The sequence below is a fragment of the Methylobacterium sp. Leaf399 genome, from assembly GCF_001424525.1.
GTDB lineage: Bacteria > Pseudomonadota > Alphaproteobacteria > Rhizobiales > Beijerinckiaceae > Methylobacterium.
On the sequence record NZ_LMQK01000001.1, the window covers coordinates 275,092 to 292,389 of the forward strand.

Here is a 17,298-nt window from a genome sequence, read left to right on the forward strand (position 1 = left end):
CCTACAGCAGCGTCCCCTTCAGGATCACCATGGCGACGCTGAAGTAGATCACGAGCCCGGTCACATCCACCAGCGTCGCCACGAAGGGCGCCGAGGCGGTGGCCGGGTCGAAGCCCAGCCGCTGCAGCACGAACGGCAGCATCGATCCGGTGAGCGAGCCGAAGGTGACGATCCCGACGAGGGCCGCGCCCACGGTCGCCGCCACCAGCATCCAGTGCTCGCCGTAGTCGTAGAGGCCGGCCTTCTGCCAGACGACGATCCGGACGATGCCGATCAGGCCGAGGATGGCCCCGAGCAGGAGCCCGGTCGGCAGTTCGCGCAGCGCCACCTTCCACCAGTCGCGCAGGCGTACTTCGTGGAGGGCGAGCGCCCGAATCAGCAAGGAGGTCGCCTGCGAGCCGGAGTTGCCCCCCGAACTCATGATGAGGGGGATGAACAGGGTCAGCACGATGGCCTTTTCGAGTTCGCCTTCGAAGCCCTGCATCGCGGTGGCGGTCATCATCTCGCCGAGGAACAGGGCGCAGAGCCAGCCGGCCCGCTTCCGGATCATCGTGGGAAAGCCGATGTCCATGTAGGACTCGGGCAGCGCCTCCATGCCGCCGAACCGCTGCACGTCGCGCGTCTGCTTCTCGACCATGGCGTCGATCATGTCGTCGACGGTGACGATCCCGATCAGATGGCCGACGGCATCGATCACGGGCAGGGCGAGGAGATCGTATTTCGAGATCAGGCGGGCGGCCTCCTCGCGGCTGGCGGTGGGCGAGACCGCGAGCGGATGGCGTCCCGGCGCGACGCTGAGGACGTTGTCGTCGGGATCGCCGCTGATCAGCCGGCGCAGGGGCACCGCCTTGGTCAGGGCCTGGGTGCGCGGGTCGAGGACGAAGATCGCGTAGATGGTCTCGCGGGTCTTCTCGACCTTGCGAAGGTGGTCGAGGGTCTGGCCGATGGTCCAGGTCCCCGGGACGGCCACGAACTCGGTGGTCATCAGGGAGCCGACGCTCTCCTCGCCGTAGGCGCTGAGCCGGTCGACGGTGCCACGGGTCTCGGCGTCCAGGCGCGCGCGCAGATCCGAGCGGCCCGGCTCCTCGATCTCGCGGAACACGTCGGTGACGCGGTCGGCCGCCATGCCCGAGAGATACGAGGCGACGCGGTCGCGCGGCAGCATCTCGATGATGTCGGCAGCGGCATCGAGCTCGGGCTGGTCCAACACCTCGACGGCCCGGTCGTGCGGCAGCCCGAGGATGATGGCGGCGGCGACCTCGGGCGCCTCCTCGTTGAGGGCCTCGACGATGTCGGGGGCGCGTTCGTCGGAGAGGCGGGCCGCCAGGACGGAGGGATCGACGGAGCCGAGCGAGTCGGCGACTTGAAGGGCGTTCATGGGCTTAACCTCGCACGGCGGGGACGCGGCCGCCGTGGGGCGCCGGTCGCCGGGGCCGCCCCGGCCCGGTGCGAGCCTTCAGGCGGCCATGGCGGCCGGGACACCGTGCGGCGGCATCGATCGACTGTGACTGTCGCTGGTCATGGGGTTCGGGTCTGGGGTCCGTATCGTCCCCGCCCGCATCGTCGGATGCGGGTGCCGGGAGCGCCGCGCCTGTGCACCCGACGGATGAAGGCGTCAAGCGGTTTCGCGCGGTGGACCTCCGGCTGGCCGACGCGACCACCCGGACCTGACACGAGGTGCCTGCGACGAACTGAAGGGACTGCGAATTTTGGGTTCGCGCGAATTCCTGATCCAAAGGACGCCGAGGTCGCGCGGGACCGGGGTGCGCCTGCGCGGACCCGCTCCCGGCACGAATGGCCGCGCTCCCGCCGATCTGGTACGCACCGGCGACGCGGCCCGGGACACCCCCGGCGTGTCCGGAGGCGAGATGTCCATTCCGCAGACCAAGATCTTCCCGAACCTGACCCGCCTGCTGATGGCCTGGGAGATCGCGGAGTTCGGCTGGGAGATCGGCGAGCATACCTACGGTCGGCCGACGGTCCTGGAAGCGGGGGCGGCGGCACTCAGGATCGGCCGCTACTGCTCGATCGCGTCCGACGTCGTGATGGTCCTGGCCAACCACCGCATGGACCTCGTCACCACCTATCCGTTCAAGACCCTGTCCCACCTCTGGCCGAGCGCGGCGGCGGGCGAGGACGACCACGCCAGCCACGGCGACATCGTCATCGGCGACGACGTCTGGATCGGCACCGGCGCCATGATCCTGTCGGGAAGCGACATCGGCACCGGCGCCGTCGTCGCGGCGCGGTCGGTGGTGCGCGGCGTAGTGCCCCCCTACGCCATCGTGGCCGGCACCCCGGCGAGGGTCATGCGGCGGCGGTTCGACGACGACACCGTCGCCCGGCTGCTCGCGACGGCCTGGTGGTCCTGGCCGGAGGACAAGCTCGGCGCCTACCTGCCGTTGATGCTGGGGACCGACATTCACGCCTTCCTCGCCCGGGCCGAGGCGGAACGCGACGGCGGCGAACCGTCTCCGGAGGGACACCCGCCCACGCCGTGAACGGATGCGATGGCTGCCACGGAATCGCGCGACAACGTTGGCGTGACGTCGCGTATGGAACCATAGCGCAGGGCGAGACGTCACCGCCTCCGACGGAAGGCCACCGACCGCCGTCGTTCTGGTGGTATATTGCATGAACGCTGCATCAGGCTTGCATCTTATCGCCATCCTATGAGAAATATAAGTGTAGCGCCCACTTGTATTGCGCCCAACGGATCGCCTATATCAGGGTCGTTAGCGAGAAGGAGTTTCGCCATGACGTGGTCTGCCCCCATCGTTCAAGAAGTTTGCGTCGGCATGGAAGTGACGAGCTACGAGTCCGCCGAGATCGACACCTTCAACTGAGGGTCTCGCAACTGACGGTCGCGAGCTCCCGCCTGGGACGACTCGTAACGTTCGAATTCCCCAACACCCCTTCAGAGGAAAACGCCATGACCTGGTCTGCCCCCATCGTTTCGGAAGTCTGCGTCGGCATGGAAGTCACCAGCTACGAGTCCGCCGAGATCGACACCTTCAACTGAGGCGTCGACGCTCCGTGACGGAGCGTCCCGCACCGGTTCACCGTCATTCATCATCATTCCAAGGATATCATCATGACCTGGTCTGCCCCCATAGTTTCGGAAATCTGCGTCGGCATGGAAGTCACCAGCTACGAGTCCGCCGAGATCGACACCTTCAACTGAAGGTCGGTCGGCCGACAGGCCGATGGGGCGGCACCCGCGAGGGTGCCGCCCTTTTTCATGCCCGATCAATGAAACGACGAAGGGCCGGACCGCAGATGCGGTCCGGCCCTTCGTGCGTGGCGGCGCCCGCTGCCCCGGGGATTAGAGCCGGTAGCGGATCTGGTCGGTCCAGAAGCGCTCCAGGCGTCCGAGCGCGACGTTGAGACGCCCGAAGTCGTCGTCCGAGATGCCGCCGATCGGCTGGATGGTGCGGGCGTGCTTGTCGTAGAGCGTCTGGATGATGTCGTGGACCTGCTTGCCCTTCTCGGTCAGGCTGATGCGCACCGAGCGGCGGTCCGTCTTCGAGCGGGCGTGGTGGAGATAGCCGGCCTCGACGAGCTTCTTGACGTTGTAGGAGACGTTGGAGCCCAGGTAGTAGCCCTTGGTGCGTAGCTCGCTCGCGGTCAGTTCCTTGTCGCCGATGTTGTAGAGCAGCAGCGCCTGGACGCTGTTGACGTCCTCGCGGTCGCGGCGCTCGAACTCGTCCTTGATGACGTCGAGGAGGCGGCGGTGCAGCCGCTCGACGAGGTGCAGGGCCTCCAGATAGGAACCCGCGGACGTGCCGGCCTCGGCGGAGGGGGTGCTGTCGACGATCTTGGCGGCCTTGGATGACATGGGTGCCTCGCGGGAGTTCGGGTGCCGGGCGCCGGCTTGATCGGCACCGCCTATGAACCCAACCTAGATCGGCCGAATGAAAAGCAGTTTAAGCGACAAGATGAATTTGCAATTTACCCGCTTGGGTAAATGCAAGATGAAACCACTACCGTAAGATTCGATTTACCGAGCCTCGTTCGCCGCTAGTGAAGACAAGATGAAGTAGATCACGACAATACTACCTTGTATCGCGATCAGCGGCATCGACATCGCCAGCAGCTGCGGCGTCAACAGCGCCAGGGTGATGGCGCTGGTGGCGGCCAGCAGCCAGACGACGCCGCCCCAGGCGCTGGTGAGCCACAGGCCGACGGCGGCCGTGAAGTCGATCACCGAGAAATAGACGATGACGGTCTGGCGGCCGAACGGCTCGTCCTCGAACGGTGCCGCGTTCGGCCAGACGTCGAGGATCCGCATCCACGACCACACCCCCTTGGCCAGCCACAGCAGGGCCACGAGGCGCATGAACCAGACCAGCACCATGTCCCAGCCGGTCTGGCTGGGGGCCGCGACGCGTTCGATCCTGTCCGCATTGCGCTCGCCGCCGCGGGCCTGGCGGGCCGAGCCCAGCTTGATCAATCCCTTCACGGTCTCGGGTCCCGTCCCATCGCCGGGCCGAAATCGGGCTCCGGACCGTCGAGCGGCGCAAAGAAGGCGGCGATCGCGGCCGGGTCGACGGCCTCCGGGGTCGCGGGCGACCAGGCCGGCGCCCCGTCCTTGTCCACGAGAACCGCGCGGACGCCCTCGAAGAAGTCGTGGCTGGCCGTGACCCGCAGCGCCAGGCGGTATTCGAGGGCGAGCGCCTGCGCGACGTCGAGCCCGACGCCCCGCCGCATCTGTTCGTGGGCGATCGCCACGCTGGTGGGCGAGCGCGTGCGGATCAGGGCCGCCGTCTCGGCCGCGAAGGTCGAGTTGGCGATGCTCGAGCCGGCGGCCGCCCGGTCCAGCGCCGCGAGGACGGCGAGGACGGAATCGGCGGCGAAGGCCCCGTCGACGAGGCCACGGGCCGCGGCCAGCGGTCCGGGCGGAGGTGGCGGCGCGGCATGGGCGGCCAGGACATCGTCGACCGGCCCGCCCTCGGCCAGGGCCGCGACCACCGCCGCGATGGCCTCGGGGGCGACATGATGGGTGGCGAGGCCGAGGGCGAGGGCGTCTCCGATCCCGATCCGCGAGCCGGTGAGCGCGAGATAGGTGCCGGCCCGGCCGGGCAGCCGGGGCAGCGCGTAGGTCATCCCGACGTCGGGAAAGAACCCGATGCCGACCTCCGGCATGGCGAACCCGTAGTTCCCGGAGGCGACGCGGTGGCTGCCGTGCAGGGAGATCCCGACGCCGCCACCCATCACGATCCCCTCGATCAGGGACACGACGGGCTTGGGGTAGCGCTTCACCGCGGCGTTCAGCCGGTATTCCGACGACCAGAACGCGCGCACCGCCTCGTCCTGCCCGGCCCGGCACTGGTCATAGACCCGGCGGATGTCGCCCCCGGCGCAGAAGGCCCGACCGCCGGCGGCGCGGATCACCACGCGGGTGACGGCGGCGTCGCGCTCCCAGGCGTCGAGCGCGGCATGCAGCGCCGCGATCATCGCGAGGGACAGCGCGTTGAGGGCCTTGGGCCGGTTCAGGGTCACCAGACCCGCGGCACCGCGGCGCTCGAACAGGATCTCCGGCTCTGCCCCTCGCTCGGCCCCTTGCTCGGCCCTTTGCGTCATCGACCCCACTCGGACTCCCCGCGGACCCCTCTTGCCCGTCCAGGCGCCGTTAGACGAACTCTTGGCGCCCCGGTCAATCGGACCCTCGGAAAGGGCCGGTCCGCCGGCATCGGCCCCGGGTTACCGGGCGTTCGGCGGATGTGATAGGCCCCTCCGGCACAGCCCAATCGATCCGAGGCTCAGCCCATGACCGACGAGTCCCCGACCCCGCGCCCGCTTGCCGTCGAGAGCGCGCGCGCGACGAGCCCAGGGGGGCCCTTGAGTCTCACCCAGCGGCCCCGGCGCAGTCGCAAGAGCGACTGGTCGCGCCGGCTGGTGCGCGAGCACAGCCTGAGCGTGGACGACCTGATCTGGCCGCTGTTCGTCATCGCGGGCGAGAAGCGGCGGGAGCCGATCGCCTCGATGCCCGGCGTCGAGCGCCTGAGCGTCGACGAGGTGGTGCGGGAGGCCGAGCGGGCGGCGCGGCTGGGCATCCCGGCGATTTCGTTCTTTCCCTACACAGAGGCGTCGCTGCGCGATCCCACCGGCTCGGAATCGCTCAACCGCGACAACCTGGTGTGCCGGGCGGTGCGGGCGGTGAAGGCGGCGGTACCCGAGATCGGCATCATGACCGACGTCGCCCTCGACCCCTACACCAGCCACGGCCACGACGGACTTCTGGAGGACGGCGCCATCCTCAACGACGAGACCGTGGCGCTGCTGGTGGAGCAATCCCTGATCCAGGCGGAGGCCGGCACCGACATCATCGCCCCCTCGGACATGATGGACGGGCGTGTCGGCGCCATCCGCTCGGGCCTCGACAAGGCGGGATTTCGCGACGTCCAGATCATGGCCTACGCGGCCAAGTACGCGAGCGCGTTCTACGGCCCGTTCCGCGACGCCATCGGCACCAGCGCCGCCCTGGTCGGCGACAAGCGCACCTACCAGATGGACCCCGGCAACGGCACCGAGGCCCTGCGCGAGGTCGCCCTCGACATCCAGGAGGGTGCCGATTCGGTCATGGTGAAGCCCGGCCTGCCCTACCTCGACATCATCCGGCGGGTGAAGGACGCCTTCGGGGTGCCGACCTTCGCCTACCAGGTGTCGGGCGAATACGCGATGATCGAGGCCGCCGCCCGCAACGGCTGGCTCGACGGCGAGCGTGCCATGGTCGAAAGCCTGCTGGCCTTCAAGCGGGCGGGCGCCGACGGCGTGCTCAGCTACTACGCTCCGCGGGTGGCCGAGCGGCTGCGCGACCGGGCGTGAGGCCGGCCGGCCCGCTGCTGGCCGCCCTCCTTCTGGTTCCGGCCGGCTGCTCGAGTTCGGTGGACCGGCAGCGGGCCACCACCTGCCGCAGGGCGGTGCCGGCCCTGGCCCCTCCGGAGGGGGCGGTGACCATCCTGCGCGTGGCGCAGGGGCCCGGCGCCGACAGCGTGCGCGTGGACTACGGGCTTGGCCAGCGCGACGGCCGCCAGCGCTGGCTGGTCTGCCGGTTCGGGACCGGCGCAGTGCTCGACGCCATCTCCACCGAGCAGGGTCCGGTGAGCGGAGCGGCCCTCTACCTGCTGCGCCACTACTACCTCGACACCTCCGAGGCCGTGGCGGCCGACCCGCAGCCCTGAGCGGGATCTTGAGACCGGCCGGAGCGGCTCCCATCTCAAGGCCTTCGCAATCGCCCCACGAGGGAGCGCGGTGATGCTCGACAACCCGACCGGCTATTCCGACCGCCTCGGCACCCCCGGCTACGGCCTGCCGACGCGCCTGCCGTACGTGCGGGCGAGCCTCGGCGCCCGGTTCGTGGCCTATCTCCTCGACATCCTGTTCATCTTCGGCTTCACCGCCCTGCTGACCGTGGCGATCACGCTGATCGGCGTCATCACCTTCGGGCTCGGCTGGACGCTGTTCGCGGTGCTGCCGGCCAGCGGCATCCTCTACAGCGCCATCACGGTGGGCGGTGCCGGCCAGGCCACCTGGGGCATGCGGATGATGGGCCTGCGCGTGGTGACGCCCGAGACAGGCACCCGGGTCGACGTGATCACCGCCGGCGTCCATGCGCTCCTGTTCTACGTGGCAATCTCGACCTTCCTGCTCTGGTTCGTCGACATGCTGTTCGGCTTCATGCGCTCCGACCGCCGCCTCGGCCACGACCTGCTCCTCGGCCTCGCCGTCGTGCGCGCCCCGTGACGACATGGTGAGGGCGGCGAGTCGCAAGGCCATTGAGCGCGACCGTATTGCCGTTACACTCAAGCGATCCGGTGCCTCGCGCCGGGTCCATCGAGGGCCACGGCCAGCGTGACCAGCCATCCGCGCGACACCCCGCAGTTCTACCTCACCGCGCCCTCGCCCTGCCCGTATCTACCGGGCCAGGAGGAACGGAAGGTCTTCACCCATCTCGTCGGGCGCCGCGCCCGCGACCTCAACGAAATCCTGACGCAAGGGGGGTTTCGCCGCTCGCAGACCATCGCCTACCGGCCGGCCTGCGAGACCTGCCGGGCCTGCATCTCGGTGCGGGTGGTGGTGGCCGATTTCGTCGCCTCGGCCAGCCAGCGGCGCATCCTGCAACGCAGCGCCGATCTCGTGGGCGCGCCCGAGCCGAACCGGCCGTCCTCGGAGCAGTACACCCTGTTCCGTCGCTACCTCGACGCCCGCCACGGCGACGGCGGCATGATCGACATGACCGTGCTCGACTACGCCATGATGATCGAGGACAGCCACGTCGACACCCATCTCGTGACCTATCGCCGGCGCGGGCCCGACACCGCCATCAACGGGCGGGGCACCGGGGCGCCGCTGGCGCTGTGCCTCACCGACGTCCTCTCGGACGGGCTGTCGATGGTGTATTCGTTCTACGATCCCGCCGAGGCTGCCCGGTCGCTCGGCACCTTCATGATCCTCGACCACATCCGCCGTGCGGCCGCGCTCGGCCTGCCGTATCTCTACCTCGGCTATTGGGTCGATGGCTCGCGCAAGATGGACTACAAGGCCCGTTTCAAGCCACAGGAGCGCCTGTTCGGGCCGGGCTGGCAGCGGGTGGAGTAGGCCTCACGGTTCGGGCGGGCGGGACAGGGCCTGCCTCAGGGCATCCGGCAGCCGGACCGCACGACCGTTGCGGACGGCGGCCACGACGACCTCGGCCCTCACCAGAACCTCGTCGCCGCGCCGCACCTCCTGGGTCATTGGCATCGAGGCGCCGCGCAACGCCCCCGGCATCGTCACCACGTCGAGCACATCGTCCATGCGGGCGGGCTTGAGGAAGTCGAGCCCCATCCGGCGCACCACGAAGACGAGGTCGGCCTCGCGCTGGAGGTCGGCCTGCTCCATGGCCAGCGCCCGCAGGAGTTCGGTCCGCCCGCGCTCCATGTAGCGCAGATAGTTGGCGTGGTAGACGAAGCCGGAGAAGTCGGTGTCCTCGTAGTAGACGCGGACGGACAGGTGGTGCGCGCTCATGCCGGCGCCTGCGAGGACAGGTCCACCACGACGATCTCCGGGGGGATGCCGAAGCGTACCGGGGCGATGCTCATGCCGAGACCGCCCGAGACCACGAGGTCGCCCTGCTCGCGGACATGGCCGTAGGCGTAGCGGCCGCGGTAGCGCGACGGCACCACCGGGGCGTAGCCGAACATGCGGATCTGGCCGCCGTGGGTATGGCCGGACAGGGTCAGCGCGACGCGGGCCGGTACCTCGGGAAAGATGTCGGGCTCGTGCGCCAGCAGGATCGCCGGCTTGTCCGGCGGGATCTGCGCCAGGGTCGCGCCGAGGTCGTCGACGCCCAGGCGTGGATGCCCGCGCCGCCGGCTCGGCAGAAAGGCGAGCTGGTCGCCCAGGCCCGCGAGCCAGACCTCGTGCCCGCCGGCCCGCAGGGCCAGCGCCTCATTCTGCAGCACGCGGATGCCGGCGGCCCGTAGCGCATCTCCGGCGATGGTCGGGCCGGCCCCGCGGCGCTGGGCCGACGTGTCCTCCCACCAATCGTGATTGCCGAGGATGGCGTAGGTGCCCAGCGACGCCCGCAGGCCGCCCAGCACCGGCCCCCATTCGGCGGCATCGACGTAGCGGGTGACGAGGCGCATGCCCGAGACGTAATCCCCGAGCAGCACGATGACGTCGCCGCCGAGCCCGTTGGCGGTCTCGACGATGGCGCGGATGCGCGCCACGCTCATCCAGGGCTCGCAGGCATGGAGGTCGGCCAGGGCGACGATGCGCAGGCTCAGCCCGTCCGGCCAGGGCCCGAGCGGCTTGATCCGGTAGCGGGTGACGGCGAGCCGGAACGGCTCGATCCCCGTCGCGTAGGCCGCCGTCCCGCCGCCGGCCAGCGCCACGGTTCCGAGGCCGGCGAGCAGGGTGCGGCGGGTGATCCGGACCGGGGCCCCGTCAGGCATCCGGCTCCCCGCCCCCGAACAGGCCGAACTGCGTGCCCGGATCGCGCCTGGGTTCGGCGAAGCCCATGTGCTTGAAGGCGTGGGGCGTCAGCATGCGGCCGCGCGGGGTGCGCTGGACGAAGCCCTTCTGGATCAGGAACGGCTCGATGATGTCCTCGATGGCGTCGCGGGGCTCGGACAGCGCCGCCGCGATGGTCTCGATCCCCACCGGACCGCCGCCGAAGGAGGTGGCGATCATGGTCAGGTACTTGCGGTCCATCACGTCGAGGCCGACCGGATCGACGTCGAGGAGCTGCAGCGCACGGTCGGCGATGGCCCGCGTCACGGTGGGCGCATCGGCCACAATGGCGAAATCGCGCACCCGGCGCAGCAGCCGCCCGGCGATGCGCGGGGTACCGCGCGCGCGCTTGGCGATCTCGTTGGCGCCCTCGGCCGACATGCCCAGGCCCAGCACCCGCGCCCCGCGCGACACGATCAGCTCGAGTTCGTCGACGTCGTAGAATTCGAGCCGGATCGGGATGCCGAAGCGGTCGCGCAGCGGCGTCGTGAGGAGGCCGGCACGGGTGGTGGCGCCCACCAGCGTGAACTTCGGCAGTTCGATCTTCACCGAGCGTGCCGCCGGCCCCTCGCCGATGATGAGGTCGAGCTGGTAGTCCTCCATCGCCGGATAGAGAATCTCCTCCACCGCCGGATTGAGGCGGTGGATCTCGTCGATGAAGAGCACGTCGCGCTCTTCAAGGTTGGTGAGCTGGGCGGCCAGATCCCCCGCCTTGGCGATCACCGGCCCCGAGGTCGAGCGGAAGTTGACGCCGAGTTCGCGCGCCACGATCTGCGCCAGCGTGGTCTTGCCGAGACCTGGCGGGCCGACGAACAGGACGTGGTCGAGGGCCGAGCCGGTTTTCTTCGCCGATTCGATGAAGATGCCCATGTTCGCCCGCGCCGCGCGCTGGCCGACGAACTCGGACAGGCTGAGCGGCCGGATCGACGTCTCGGCGTCGTCCGCCATCTGGCGCTCGGGGGTGAGGAGGGCCTTGGGGGTGAGAAGGGCCTTGGGCTTGGTCAAGCGGGCTCGCGCGGCCTCGATCGAGGGGGGACAGGCCGCCGGATGTCGCACACCCGCGAGGATCGCGCTACACTTGCGGCCGCCGAGGTGCGAGCCCGGCGCCGCTCGCTTGCGAGGTCCGCCATGGGTGACGCGTCACAGCTTTTCGAGACGATGAGCCTCGACGATTTCGAGGAGATGCTGGCGGACAAGCCGCGCAACGAGCGCTGGGAGCTCATCGGCGGCCGGGTCGTGCGGATGATGGTCGGCGCCCGCTGGGAGCATGGCCGCATCGTCCAGAACATCGCGCGGCACCTCGAAAACGGGTTCGTGGCGGCGGGCTCGTCCTGCCAGACCTTCACCGAGACCTTCTTCATGAAGAACCGTGCGCTCGACGCGGCGATGCTGCCCGACGTCCTCGTGGTCTGCGGCGACCTCGAACCGGGCGCCACATCGGTCGATGACGCCACCGTGCTGTTCGAGGTGCTCTCGCCCGGTACCGAGGCACGCGACCGTTTCGAGAAATGGCGCGTCTACCAGCGGCTCGCATCGCTGCAGCACTACGTGCTCGTCACCCGCGACCGGGCGAGGGTGGAGGCGTTCGATCGCACCGACGGCAGCTGGAGCGGCTACCGCGCCCTGGAGGGGCTCGACGCCACCCTCGACCTGCCGGCGATCGGTGCGTCTCTTACCCTGCGGGACATCTACCGCCGGGTCATCGTCGATTGAACCCGCGGCGCCGGGGCGCCGCGGGCCGTGATGCCAAAGCTCAGTCGGCTTCCGGGGCGATCGGCTCGAGGCCGCCGATGTGCTTCTGGGCGTAGAGCGGCAGGCCGATCTGGGAGATCAGGGTCTGCTGCGTCTCGAGGAAGTCGATGTGGCCTTCCTCGTCCGCGGCCAGCGCCTCGAACAGCTGCTTGGAGACGCGGTCGTTGATCGAATCGCAGTACTGCGCGGCCTCGAGGTAGAGGGCGCGGGCCTCGGTCTCGGCGGCGAGATCGCAGGCGATGATCTCCTCGACGTTCTGGCCGATGCGCAGGGGATCGAGTTCCTGCAGGTTGGGGAAGCCGTCGAGGAACAGAATGCGATCGACGAAGCGATCGGCATGGTTCATCTCTTCGATCGACTCCTTGCGCCAGAACTTGGCGAGGTCGATGTAGCCCCAGTCGTTCAGCATGCGGAAGTGCAGCCAGTACTGGCTGACCGCCGTCAACTCGCTGCGCAGGCCGCGGTTGAGGTACTCGACGACCTTGGTATCACCCTTCATGTGCCCGTCTCCCTGAGCGTCACGCCTACGAGGCGTGACATCGCCGCGAGAGCCGGGCCCGGCTCACGCGGCGATGTCCGCCTCCGCTGGTGCGACCTTGACCAGAGAGCAGCCGGTTGCGCAACCCGTCGCGCAGGTATGCGCGGCCTCCGCGAGGGCCGTCTGCATGATCGCCCGGATGGTGCGGGCGCATCGGCCGCACTTGGGGCTGCAGCCGAGACAGGCGTGGACCTGGGCCGGCGTGCGCGGGCAGTCGGCACCCCGGTCGAGGCAGGCGCGCACGGCGCCGTCGGACAGGACGTTGCAGGAACACACGATCATGTGCGGCCCCTCAAGCGAGACGCACGGAGGAGGACACCCCTACGGACCGGCCTTTTCTGAGCACCGACATTCACTTGCCCGTCTTTTTAGAACGATTGAAATCTACTGTTCTTTCAACAACTTAGCGGGTCTCTGCGCGGCCCGCAAGCCGATTGGGCCCCCTCATGCCGAGCCATGAGCCGCACGCAGGGCCCGCATCGGTGTGGACGCACGACGGAGGGATACCGGCCGACCCGGCCGACGCCGGCCGGCGACAATCCGTCAGCGGGCGAGTTCGCGCAGGCCGAGGCGGATCAGCACCTTGGTCTCGGCGCCCTCCCCGGCCTCGCGCAGGGCGGCGGCGATGGCGGAGGAGGCCTGGACCGGGGCGTAGCCGAGGTTGACCAGGGCCGAGACCGCATCGGCCGCCGGTTGCGGCGCGGTGCGGTCCTCGACGGCGCCGGCCAGGGCGAGGACGGCCGGGTCGAGGGACGCGAAGGCCGGCGCCTTGTCCTTGAGTTCGGCGACGAGGCGGGCGGCGAGGCGCGGTCCGACGCCGGGTGCCCGGCTGATGCCGGTCTTGTCGCCCGTGGCGATGGCGGTGGCCAGCGCCGGCGGCTCGAGGACGGACAGCACCGCGAGCGCCACCTTGGCCCCCACCCCCTGCACGCCCTGGAGCAGGCGGAACCACTCGCGCTCGGCGTCGGACCGGAAGCCGTAGAGGCGGATCATGTCCTCGCGGACATGGGTCTCGATGGACAGGGCGGCGGCCTCGCCGACGACGGGCAGGCGCTGCAGCGTGCGGGCGGAGCAATGCACCACGTAGCCGACCCCGTTCACGTCGATGATGGCGAAGTCCTCGCCGAGCGAGTCCACCACGCCCTTCAGCTTGCCGATCATGCGTTGTCCCTTACCCTCGCCGCACGTTCCTGTAGATGACCCCCACAGGACTTCCAGCCACACTCAGACACGCTCTTCGAGGATGCCCGCATGATGCGCCTGCCCGTGATCGCCCTCGTCCTGCTCGCCACGGCGGGCGCCCGCGCGCAGGAGGACGCCGCTCCGAGCGCCGACCCCACCAAGGTCCGGGCCGGGGCCTACGTCCTCGATCCGGCGCACGGCAAGATCACCTGGTCGGTCAGCCACCTGGGGTATTCCACCTATTACGGCCAGATCACAGACGTGGCCGCCAAGCTCGACCTCGACCCGAAGGAGCCCGCCAGGAGCCGCCTCACCGCCACCATCGGCATGGCCAGCATCAGCGGCATCAACGCGGCGCTGGACGCCCACCTGCGCGGGCCCGACTTCTTCGCCGTCGCGGGCTTTCCCGCCGCCACCTTCACCGGCACCGGCATCGAGCCCACCAGCCCCACCACCGCGCGCGTCACGGGAGATCTCACCCTGAAGGGCGTCACCAGGCCCGTCGCCTTCGACGCCACCTTCAACCAGTCCGGCGTCAACCCGATCGACCGGCGCTACACGGTGGGCTTCGACGGACGCGCGGTGATCAAGCGGTCGGAGTTCGGCATCACCGCCTTCCTGCCGGCGGTGGGCGACGAGGTGACCCTGCGTCTCGAGGGCGAGTTCAAGGCCGCGACCCCGACGCCCTGACCTCGGCGCCCGTCAGCCTTTCGCCACCGCCTTGGCCAGGGCCGCCGCGATGCGCGCCGCCCCCGGCCCGGCCACCGCGCCGGGCGCGTGCCGCCGCCGGATCGCATGCGCGCCGCGATGGCTGGCGTGGGTCACGGCGATGGCGAGGGCGTCGGCGGCGTCGGCGGTCTTGAACTCCGCCTTGGGCATCAGGAACATCACCATCGCCTGGATCTGCGCCTTGTCGGCGTGGCCCGAGCCGACCACGGTCTTCTTCACGAGGTTGGCGGCGTATTCGAACACCGGCAGGCCGGCCAGGGCCGGCACCAGCAGGGCGATGGCCCGCGCGTGCCCGAGCTTGAGCGTCGCCTGAGCGTCCTTGTTGACGAAGGTCTCCTCCACCGCGACCTCGTCGGGGGCGAACCCCTGGACGATCCGGCTGATCCCCTCGTGCAACTCGCGCAGTCGCAGGGCCAGCGGCAGGTCGCCGTCCGAGGTCACGACCCCGCAGTCGACGTAGGCGAGCTTGGTCCCGACCACCGAGATCAGGCCCCAGCCGGTTCGGCGCAGGCCCGGGTCGATGCCGAGGATACGGGTCGGGGCCTGGCTGGTCATCGCACTCTCCCTGCCACGCGGACCCTGCCGCTGTCTTTCGAAACATATCATGAACGGATGCGGATCCCTGAGTCGACCGGGGTGATACGCGAATGTCACGGCGGGCCGCCCCGAACCGGACGCCTGAGCGACGCGGCTTGCCTTCGGTGCGGTGCATACATAAAACGCGATTCGAAAATGCCTTTTAAAACAGTACTTTAGTTTCATTCAAAAGAACGGAGCCCGAGCCCCTCGCCGATCGCGCGAGCCCGTTCGGCTGCCGAATGCGGAGCCTTCCCATGCCATCCCACCCCCTCGTGCGACGTGCGGCCCTCGGCGCCCTGCGCCGGTCGGCCCTGGCGGCGTCGATCCCGCTGGCCGTCGGCGTCGCGCAGGCGCAGGAGGCCCGCGCGCCTGCTGGCGGCAGCGTCACCCTCGACGAGTTGCGCATCGAAGGCGACGGCCGCGGCGGGGCGGGGCTCGGCACACCGGGCACGCCACGGGGCATCGAGACGGCCAAGGGTCCGGTCAGCGGCTACGTCGCCACCACCAGCGCCACCGCCACGAAGACCGACACGCCGCTGATCCGCACGCCCCAGTCGATCAGCGTGGTCGGCACCGAGCAGATCCGCGCCCAGGCCGCCCAGACGGTCTCGGAGGCGGTGCGCTACACGCCCGGCATCTTCGCCAACCAGTTCGGCCAGGACCCGCGGGTGGACTGGTTCATCATCCGCGGCTTCTCGGCCACCGAGGGTGGGCTGTACCGGGACGGGCTGCAGCTCTTTCAGACGGGGTTCGCCAACTACAAGGTCGACGCCTTCGGCGCCGAGCGCATCGAGGTGCTGCGCGGCCCCTCCGCCACCCTGTTCGGCGGCAGCCCGGTGGGCGGCCTTGTCAACATCGTTTCGAAGCGCCCGCCCCTCGACCCGCTCCGCTACGTCGAGGTCGGCGGCGGCTCGTTCAACCAGGTCTACGCGGCGTTCGACGTCGGCGGCCCGGTCGATCAGTCGGGTCATTGGTTCTACCGGGTCACCGGCCGGGTGCAGAAGGCCGACGCCCCCGTCGCCCTGGCGGGGGACGACCGCTACTACATCGCGCCCAGCCTCACCTATAAGCCGGACGGGGCGACCACCTTCACCCTGCTCACGAGCTTCCAGCGCGACGAGGCCGGCGGTATCGCGCAGTTCTTGCCCTACCTCGGCACCGTCCGGCCCCAGGCGCTCGGCATCCGGATCGACCGCCGCTTCAACTCCAGCGATCCCCTCGTCGACGGCTACACCCGCAACCAGGCCAACGTCGGCTACGAGTTCGAGACCCATCTGAGCGACGTCTGGACCGTTCGCCAGAACCTTCGCTATTCGTTCACCGAGGTTCAGGACCAGCGTTACGTCGGCAACGGCTACGCCAATACCGCGCAGACCGAGCTCGCCCGCTACGGCTTCCTGACCACCCCGCACGCCGGCACCTTCGCCGTGGACAACCAGGCCGAGGCGCGCTTCTCGGACGGGCTGTTCGGCCACACCGTGCTGATGGGTATCGACTACAAGAACTACAGCCTGTTCGACAACCAGGCCTCGACGTTCCCGGTGCCCTCGATCAACATCCTGTCGCCGCGCTACTTCCAGGCCTCGGCCCGGCCGCTGCCCTACCTCGTCGCCAACCAGAACCTGCAGCAGCTCGGCCTCTACGCCCAGGACCAGATCCGCCTCACCGAGCGGCTGACCTTCCTGATCGGCGGCCGGCAGGATTTCGTCACCAACGACGTGGTGAACAAGCTGGCGGGTACGGCGGTGCGCGGCGACGACAGCGCCTTCACCGGTCGCCTCGGCCTGATCTACAACTTCGACAACGGGCTGGCGCCCTACGTCACCTACGGCACCTCGTTCAACCCGACGGTGGGCACGGATGCCGCCGGCAACCCGTTCAAGCCCGACCGTGGCGACCAGATCGAGGTCGGCGCCAAGTTCCAGCCGGTGGGGTGGAACAGCTTCTTCACGGTGGCGGCCTTCGACCTGCAGCGCTCGAACGTGCTGACGCCCAACCCGGCCAACGTCTTCACCAACCTCCAGATCGGCGCGGTGCGCTCGCGCGGCGTCGAGGCCTCGTTCACCGCCAACCTCGTCGAAGGCCTCAACGTCGTGGCGGCGGTGACGAGCTACGACCTCAAGACGGTGGAGGGCACCACCCTCGACCTCGGGAAGGTGCCGGTGGGCATCCCGCAGACCTTCGCCTCGCTGTGGGGCGACTACACGATCCCCTTCGGCGCGTGGAAGGGCTTCGGCTTCGGCGGCGGCGTGCGCTACGTCGGCGAGTCCTTCGCCGATGTCGCCAACACCCTGCGGGTATCCGAATACGTGCTGTTCGACGCCGCGGTCCATTACGAGCGCGACGGCTGGCGGGCGGCGCTGAACATCCAGAACGCCGGCGACCGCCGCTTCGTCTCGTCCTGCTCCACCGCCACCGCCTGCTTCTACGGCGAGCAGCGGCGCATCACGGCCAGCCTCGGCTACCGCTGGTGAGAGGGTGAGCAGAGAAAAGGATCCGGTGGTCCGGCTCGCGCCGCTCTT

At 69.5% G+C, this 17,298-nt stretch carries 22 protein-coding genes; 11 read left to right on the forward strand and 11 right to left on the reverse strand.

What is annotated here, in order from left to right:
* Window position 1: 1 nt before the first annotated feature.
* Window positions 2–1,378, reverse strand: a complete 1,377-nt coding sequence (mgtE, locus tag ASG40_RS01360; RefSeq protein ID WP_055879300.1) for a magnesium transporter — start codon at window positions 1,376–1,378, stop codon at window positions 2–4.
* A 490-nt stretch (window positions 1,379–1,868) separates the two neighbouring features.
* Here mgtE and ASG40_RS01365 point away from each other — a divergent pair, with 490 nt between their 5' ends.
* The 4 genes from ASG40_RS01365 to pqqA (ASG40_RS01380) all read left to right on the forward strand — a co-directional run bounded on the left by ASG40_RS01365 (window position 1,869) and on the right by pqqA (ASG40_RS01380) (window position 3,184).
* Window positions 1,869–2,501: a CatB-related O-acetyltransferase gene (locus ASG40_RS01365; protein ID WP_055881063.1), complete on the forward strand. Its 633-nt coding sequence runs from the start codon at window positions 1,869–1,871 to the stop codon at window positions 2,499–2,501.
* Window positions 2,502–2,756: 255 nt separating this feature from the next.
* A complete protein-coding gene (pqqA, locus tag ASG40_RS01370) occupies window positions 2,757–2,846 on the forward strand; it encodes a pyrroloquinoline quinone precursor peptide PqqA (protein ID WP_018042171.1) in 90 nt (29 codons plus the stop codon).
* A gap of 86 nt (window positions 2,847–2,932) precedes the next feature.
* The gene (pqqA, locus tag ASG40_RS01375; protein WP_055879303.1) at window positions 2,933–3,022 is read left to right on the forward strand and encodes a pyrroloquinoline quinone precursor peptide PqqA; all 90 of its coding nucleotides are present in this window, start codon (window positions 2,933–2,935) and stop codon (window positions 3,020–3,022) included.
* Between the two features lie 72 nt (window positions 3,023–3,094).
* Entirely contained in the window at window positions 3,095–3,184 is a 90-nt protein-coding gene (pqqA, locus tag ASG40_RS01380; RefSeq protein WP_055879306.1) for a pyrroloquinoline quinone precursor peptide PqqA, read from the forward strand.
* A gap of 141 nt (window positions 3,185–3,325) precedes the next feature.
* On the opposite strand, the gene ldtR is transcribed toward pqqA (ASG40_RS01380), so the two are convergent.
* The 3 genes from ldtR to ASG40_RS01395 form a co-directional block, all read right to left on the reverse strand.
* Window positions 3,326–3,838 carry a transcriptional regulator LdtR gene (gene ldtR, locus ASG40_RS01385; RefSeq protein ID WP_055879309.1) on the reverse strand — a complete coding sequence of 171 codons (513 nt, stop codon included), beginning with the start codon at window positions 3,836–3,838 and terminating at the stop codon, window positions 3,326–3,328.
* Between the two features lie 162 nt (window positions 3,839–4,000).
* Window positions 4,001–4,462: a DUF6163 family protein gene (locus ASG40_RS01390; RefSeq protein ID WP_055879314.1), complete on the reverse strand. Its 462-nt coding sequence runs from the start codon at window positions 4,460–4,462 to the stop codon at window positions 4,001–4,003.
* On the reverse strand, window positions 4,459–5,583 hold the full coding sequence (locus ASG40_RS01395; protein ID WP_055879317.1) for an enoyl-CoA hydratase/isomerase family protein: 1,125 nt from the start codon (window positions 5,581–5,583) through the stop codon (window positions 4,459–4,461). The genes ASG40_RS01390 and ASG40_RS01395 overlap by 4 nt, the downstream gene beginning before the upstream one ends.
* Window positions 5,584–5,769: 186 nt before the next feature.
* Between ASG40_RS01395 and hemB the strand changes: the two genes are divergently transcribed.
* The 4 genes from hemB (at window position 5,770) to ASG40_RS01415 (ending at window position 8,601) form a co-directional block, all read left to right on the forward strand.
* The gene (gene hemB / locus ASG40_RS01400) at window positions 5,770–6,828 is read left to right on the forward strand and encodes a porphobilinogen synthase (protein WP_055879320.1); all 1,059 of its coding nucleotides are present in this window, start codon (window positions 5,770–5,772) and stop codon (window positions 6,826–6,828) included.
* Window positions 6,825–7,184, forward strand: a complete 360-nt coding sequence (locus tag ASG40_RS01405; RefSeq protein WP_055879324.1) for a hypothetical protein — start codon at window positions 6,825–6,827, stop codon at window positions 7,182–7,184. The genes hemB and ASG40_RS01405 overlap by 4 nt, the downstream gene beginning before the upstream one ends.
* A 73-nt stretch (window positions 7,185–7,257) precedes the next feature.
* Window positions 7,258–7,746: an RDD family protein gene (locus tag ASG40_RS01410; protein WP_055879327.1), complete on the forward strand. Its 489-nt coding sequence runs from the start codon at window positions 7,258–7,260 to the stop codon at window positions 7,744–7,746.
* Window positions 7,747–7,854: 108 nt separating this feature from the next.
* Complete coding sequence (locus ASG40_RS01415; RefSeq protein ID WP_055879329.1) at window positions 7,855–8,601, forward strand: arginyltransferase; 747 nt, start codon at window positions 7,855–7,857, stop codon at window positions 8,599–8,601.
* A 3-nt stretch (window positions 8,602–8,604) separates the two neighbouring features.
* Here ASG40_RS01415 and ybgC read toward each other — a convergent pair whose 3' ends face one another.
* The 3 genes from ybgC to ruvB are packed head-to-tail and all read right to left on the reverse strand — an operon-like array spanning window position 8,605 to window position 10,944.
* Window positions 8,605–9,009 (reverse strand): tol-pal system-associated acyl-CoA thioesterase, encoded by a 405-nt coding sequence (gene ybgC, locus ASG40_RS01420; protein WP_055879332.1) that lies wholly within the window; start codon window positions 9,007–9,009, stop codon window positions 8,605–8,607.
* On the reverse strand, window positions 9,006–9,938 hold the full coding sequence (locus ASG40_RS01425; protein ID WP_055879336.1) for a metallophosphoesterase: 933 nt from the start codon (window positions 9,936–9,938) through the stop codon (window positions 9,006–9,008). The genes ybgC and ASG40_RS01425 overlap by 4 nt, the downstream gene beginning before the upstream one ends.
* Window positions 9,931–10,944 carry a Holliday junction branch migration DNA helicase RuvB gene (gene ruvB / locus ASG40_RS01430; protein ID WP_156387539.1) on the reverse strand — a complete coding sequence of 338 codons (1,014 nt, stop codon included), beginning with the start codon at window positions 10,942–10,944 and terminating at the stop codon, window positions 9,931–9,933. The genes ASG40_RS01425 and ruvB overlap by 8 nt, the downstream gene beginning before the upstream one ends.
* Before the next feature lie 180 nt (window positions 10,945–11,124).
* Here ruvB and ASG40_RS01435 point away from each other — a divergent pair, with 180 nt between their 5' ends.
* Window positions 11,125–11,709: a Uma2 family endonuclease gene (locus ASG40_RS01435; protein ID WP_055879342.1), complete on the forward strand. Its 585-nt coding sequence runs from the start codon at window positions 11,125–11,127 to the stop codon at window positions 11,707–11,709.
* A 40-nt stretch (window positions 11,710–11,749) separates the two neighbouring features.
* Here the strand turns inward: ASG40_RS01435 and bfr are convergent, their stop codons facing one another.
* From bfr to ruvA, 3 genes are all read right to left on the reverse strand, one after another.
* Window positions 11,750–12,247 carry a bacterioferritin gene (bfr, locus tag ASG40_RS01440; protein WP_055879346.1) on the reverse strand — a complete coding sequence of 166 codons (498 nt, stop codon included), beginning with the start codon at window positions 12,245–12,247 and terminating at the stop codon, window positions 11,750–11,752.
* A 63-nt stretch (window positions 12,248–12,310) separates the two neighbouring features.
* Window positions 12,311–12,568, reverse strand: coding sequence for a (2Fe-2S)-binding protein (locus tag ASG40_RS01445; protein ID WP_055879349.1), 258 nt, complete (start codon window positions 12,566–12,568; stop codon window positions 12,311–12,313).
* Between the two features lie 261 nt (window positions 12,569–12,829).
* Window positions 12,830–13,447, reverse strand: a complete 618-nt coding sequence (ruvA, locus tag ASG40_RS01450; protein WP_055879352.1) for a Holliday junction branch migration protein RuvA — start codon at window positions 13,445–13,447, stop codon at window positions 12,830–12,832.
* A 90-nt stretch (window positions 13,448–13,537) separates the two neighbouring features.
* Between ruvA and ASG40_RS01455 the strand changes: the two genes are divergently transcribed.
* A complete protein-coding gene (locus ASG40_RS01455) occupies window positions 13,538–14,158 on the forward strand; it encodes a YceI family protein (protein ID WP_055879355.1) in 621 nt (206 codons plus the stop codon).
* 12 nt (window positions 14,159–14,170) lie between these two features.
* Here ASG40_RS01455 and ruvC read toward each other — a convergent pair whose 3' ends face one another.
* Window positions 14,171–14,752, reverse strand: coding sequence for a crossover junction endodeoxyribonuclease RuvC (gene ruvC, locus ASG40_RS01460; protein ID WP_055879358.1), 582 nt, complete (start codon window positions 14,750–14,752; stop codon window positions 14,171–14,173).
* A gap of 278 nt (window positions 14,753–15,030) precedes the next feature.
* On the opposite strand from ruvC, the gene ASG40_RS01465 reads away from it, so the two are divergent.
* Window positions 15,031–17,250 carry a TonB-dependent siderophore receptor gene (locus ASG40_RS01465; RefSeq protein ID WP_055881066.1) on the forward strand — a complete coding sequence of 740 codons (2,220 nt, stop codon included), beginning with the start codon at window positions 15,031–15,033 and terminating at the stop codon, window positions 17,248–17,250.
* Window positions 17,251–17,298: the final 48 nt, after the last annotated feature.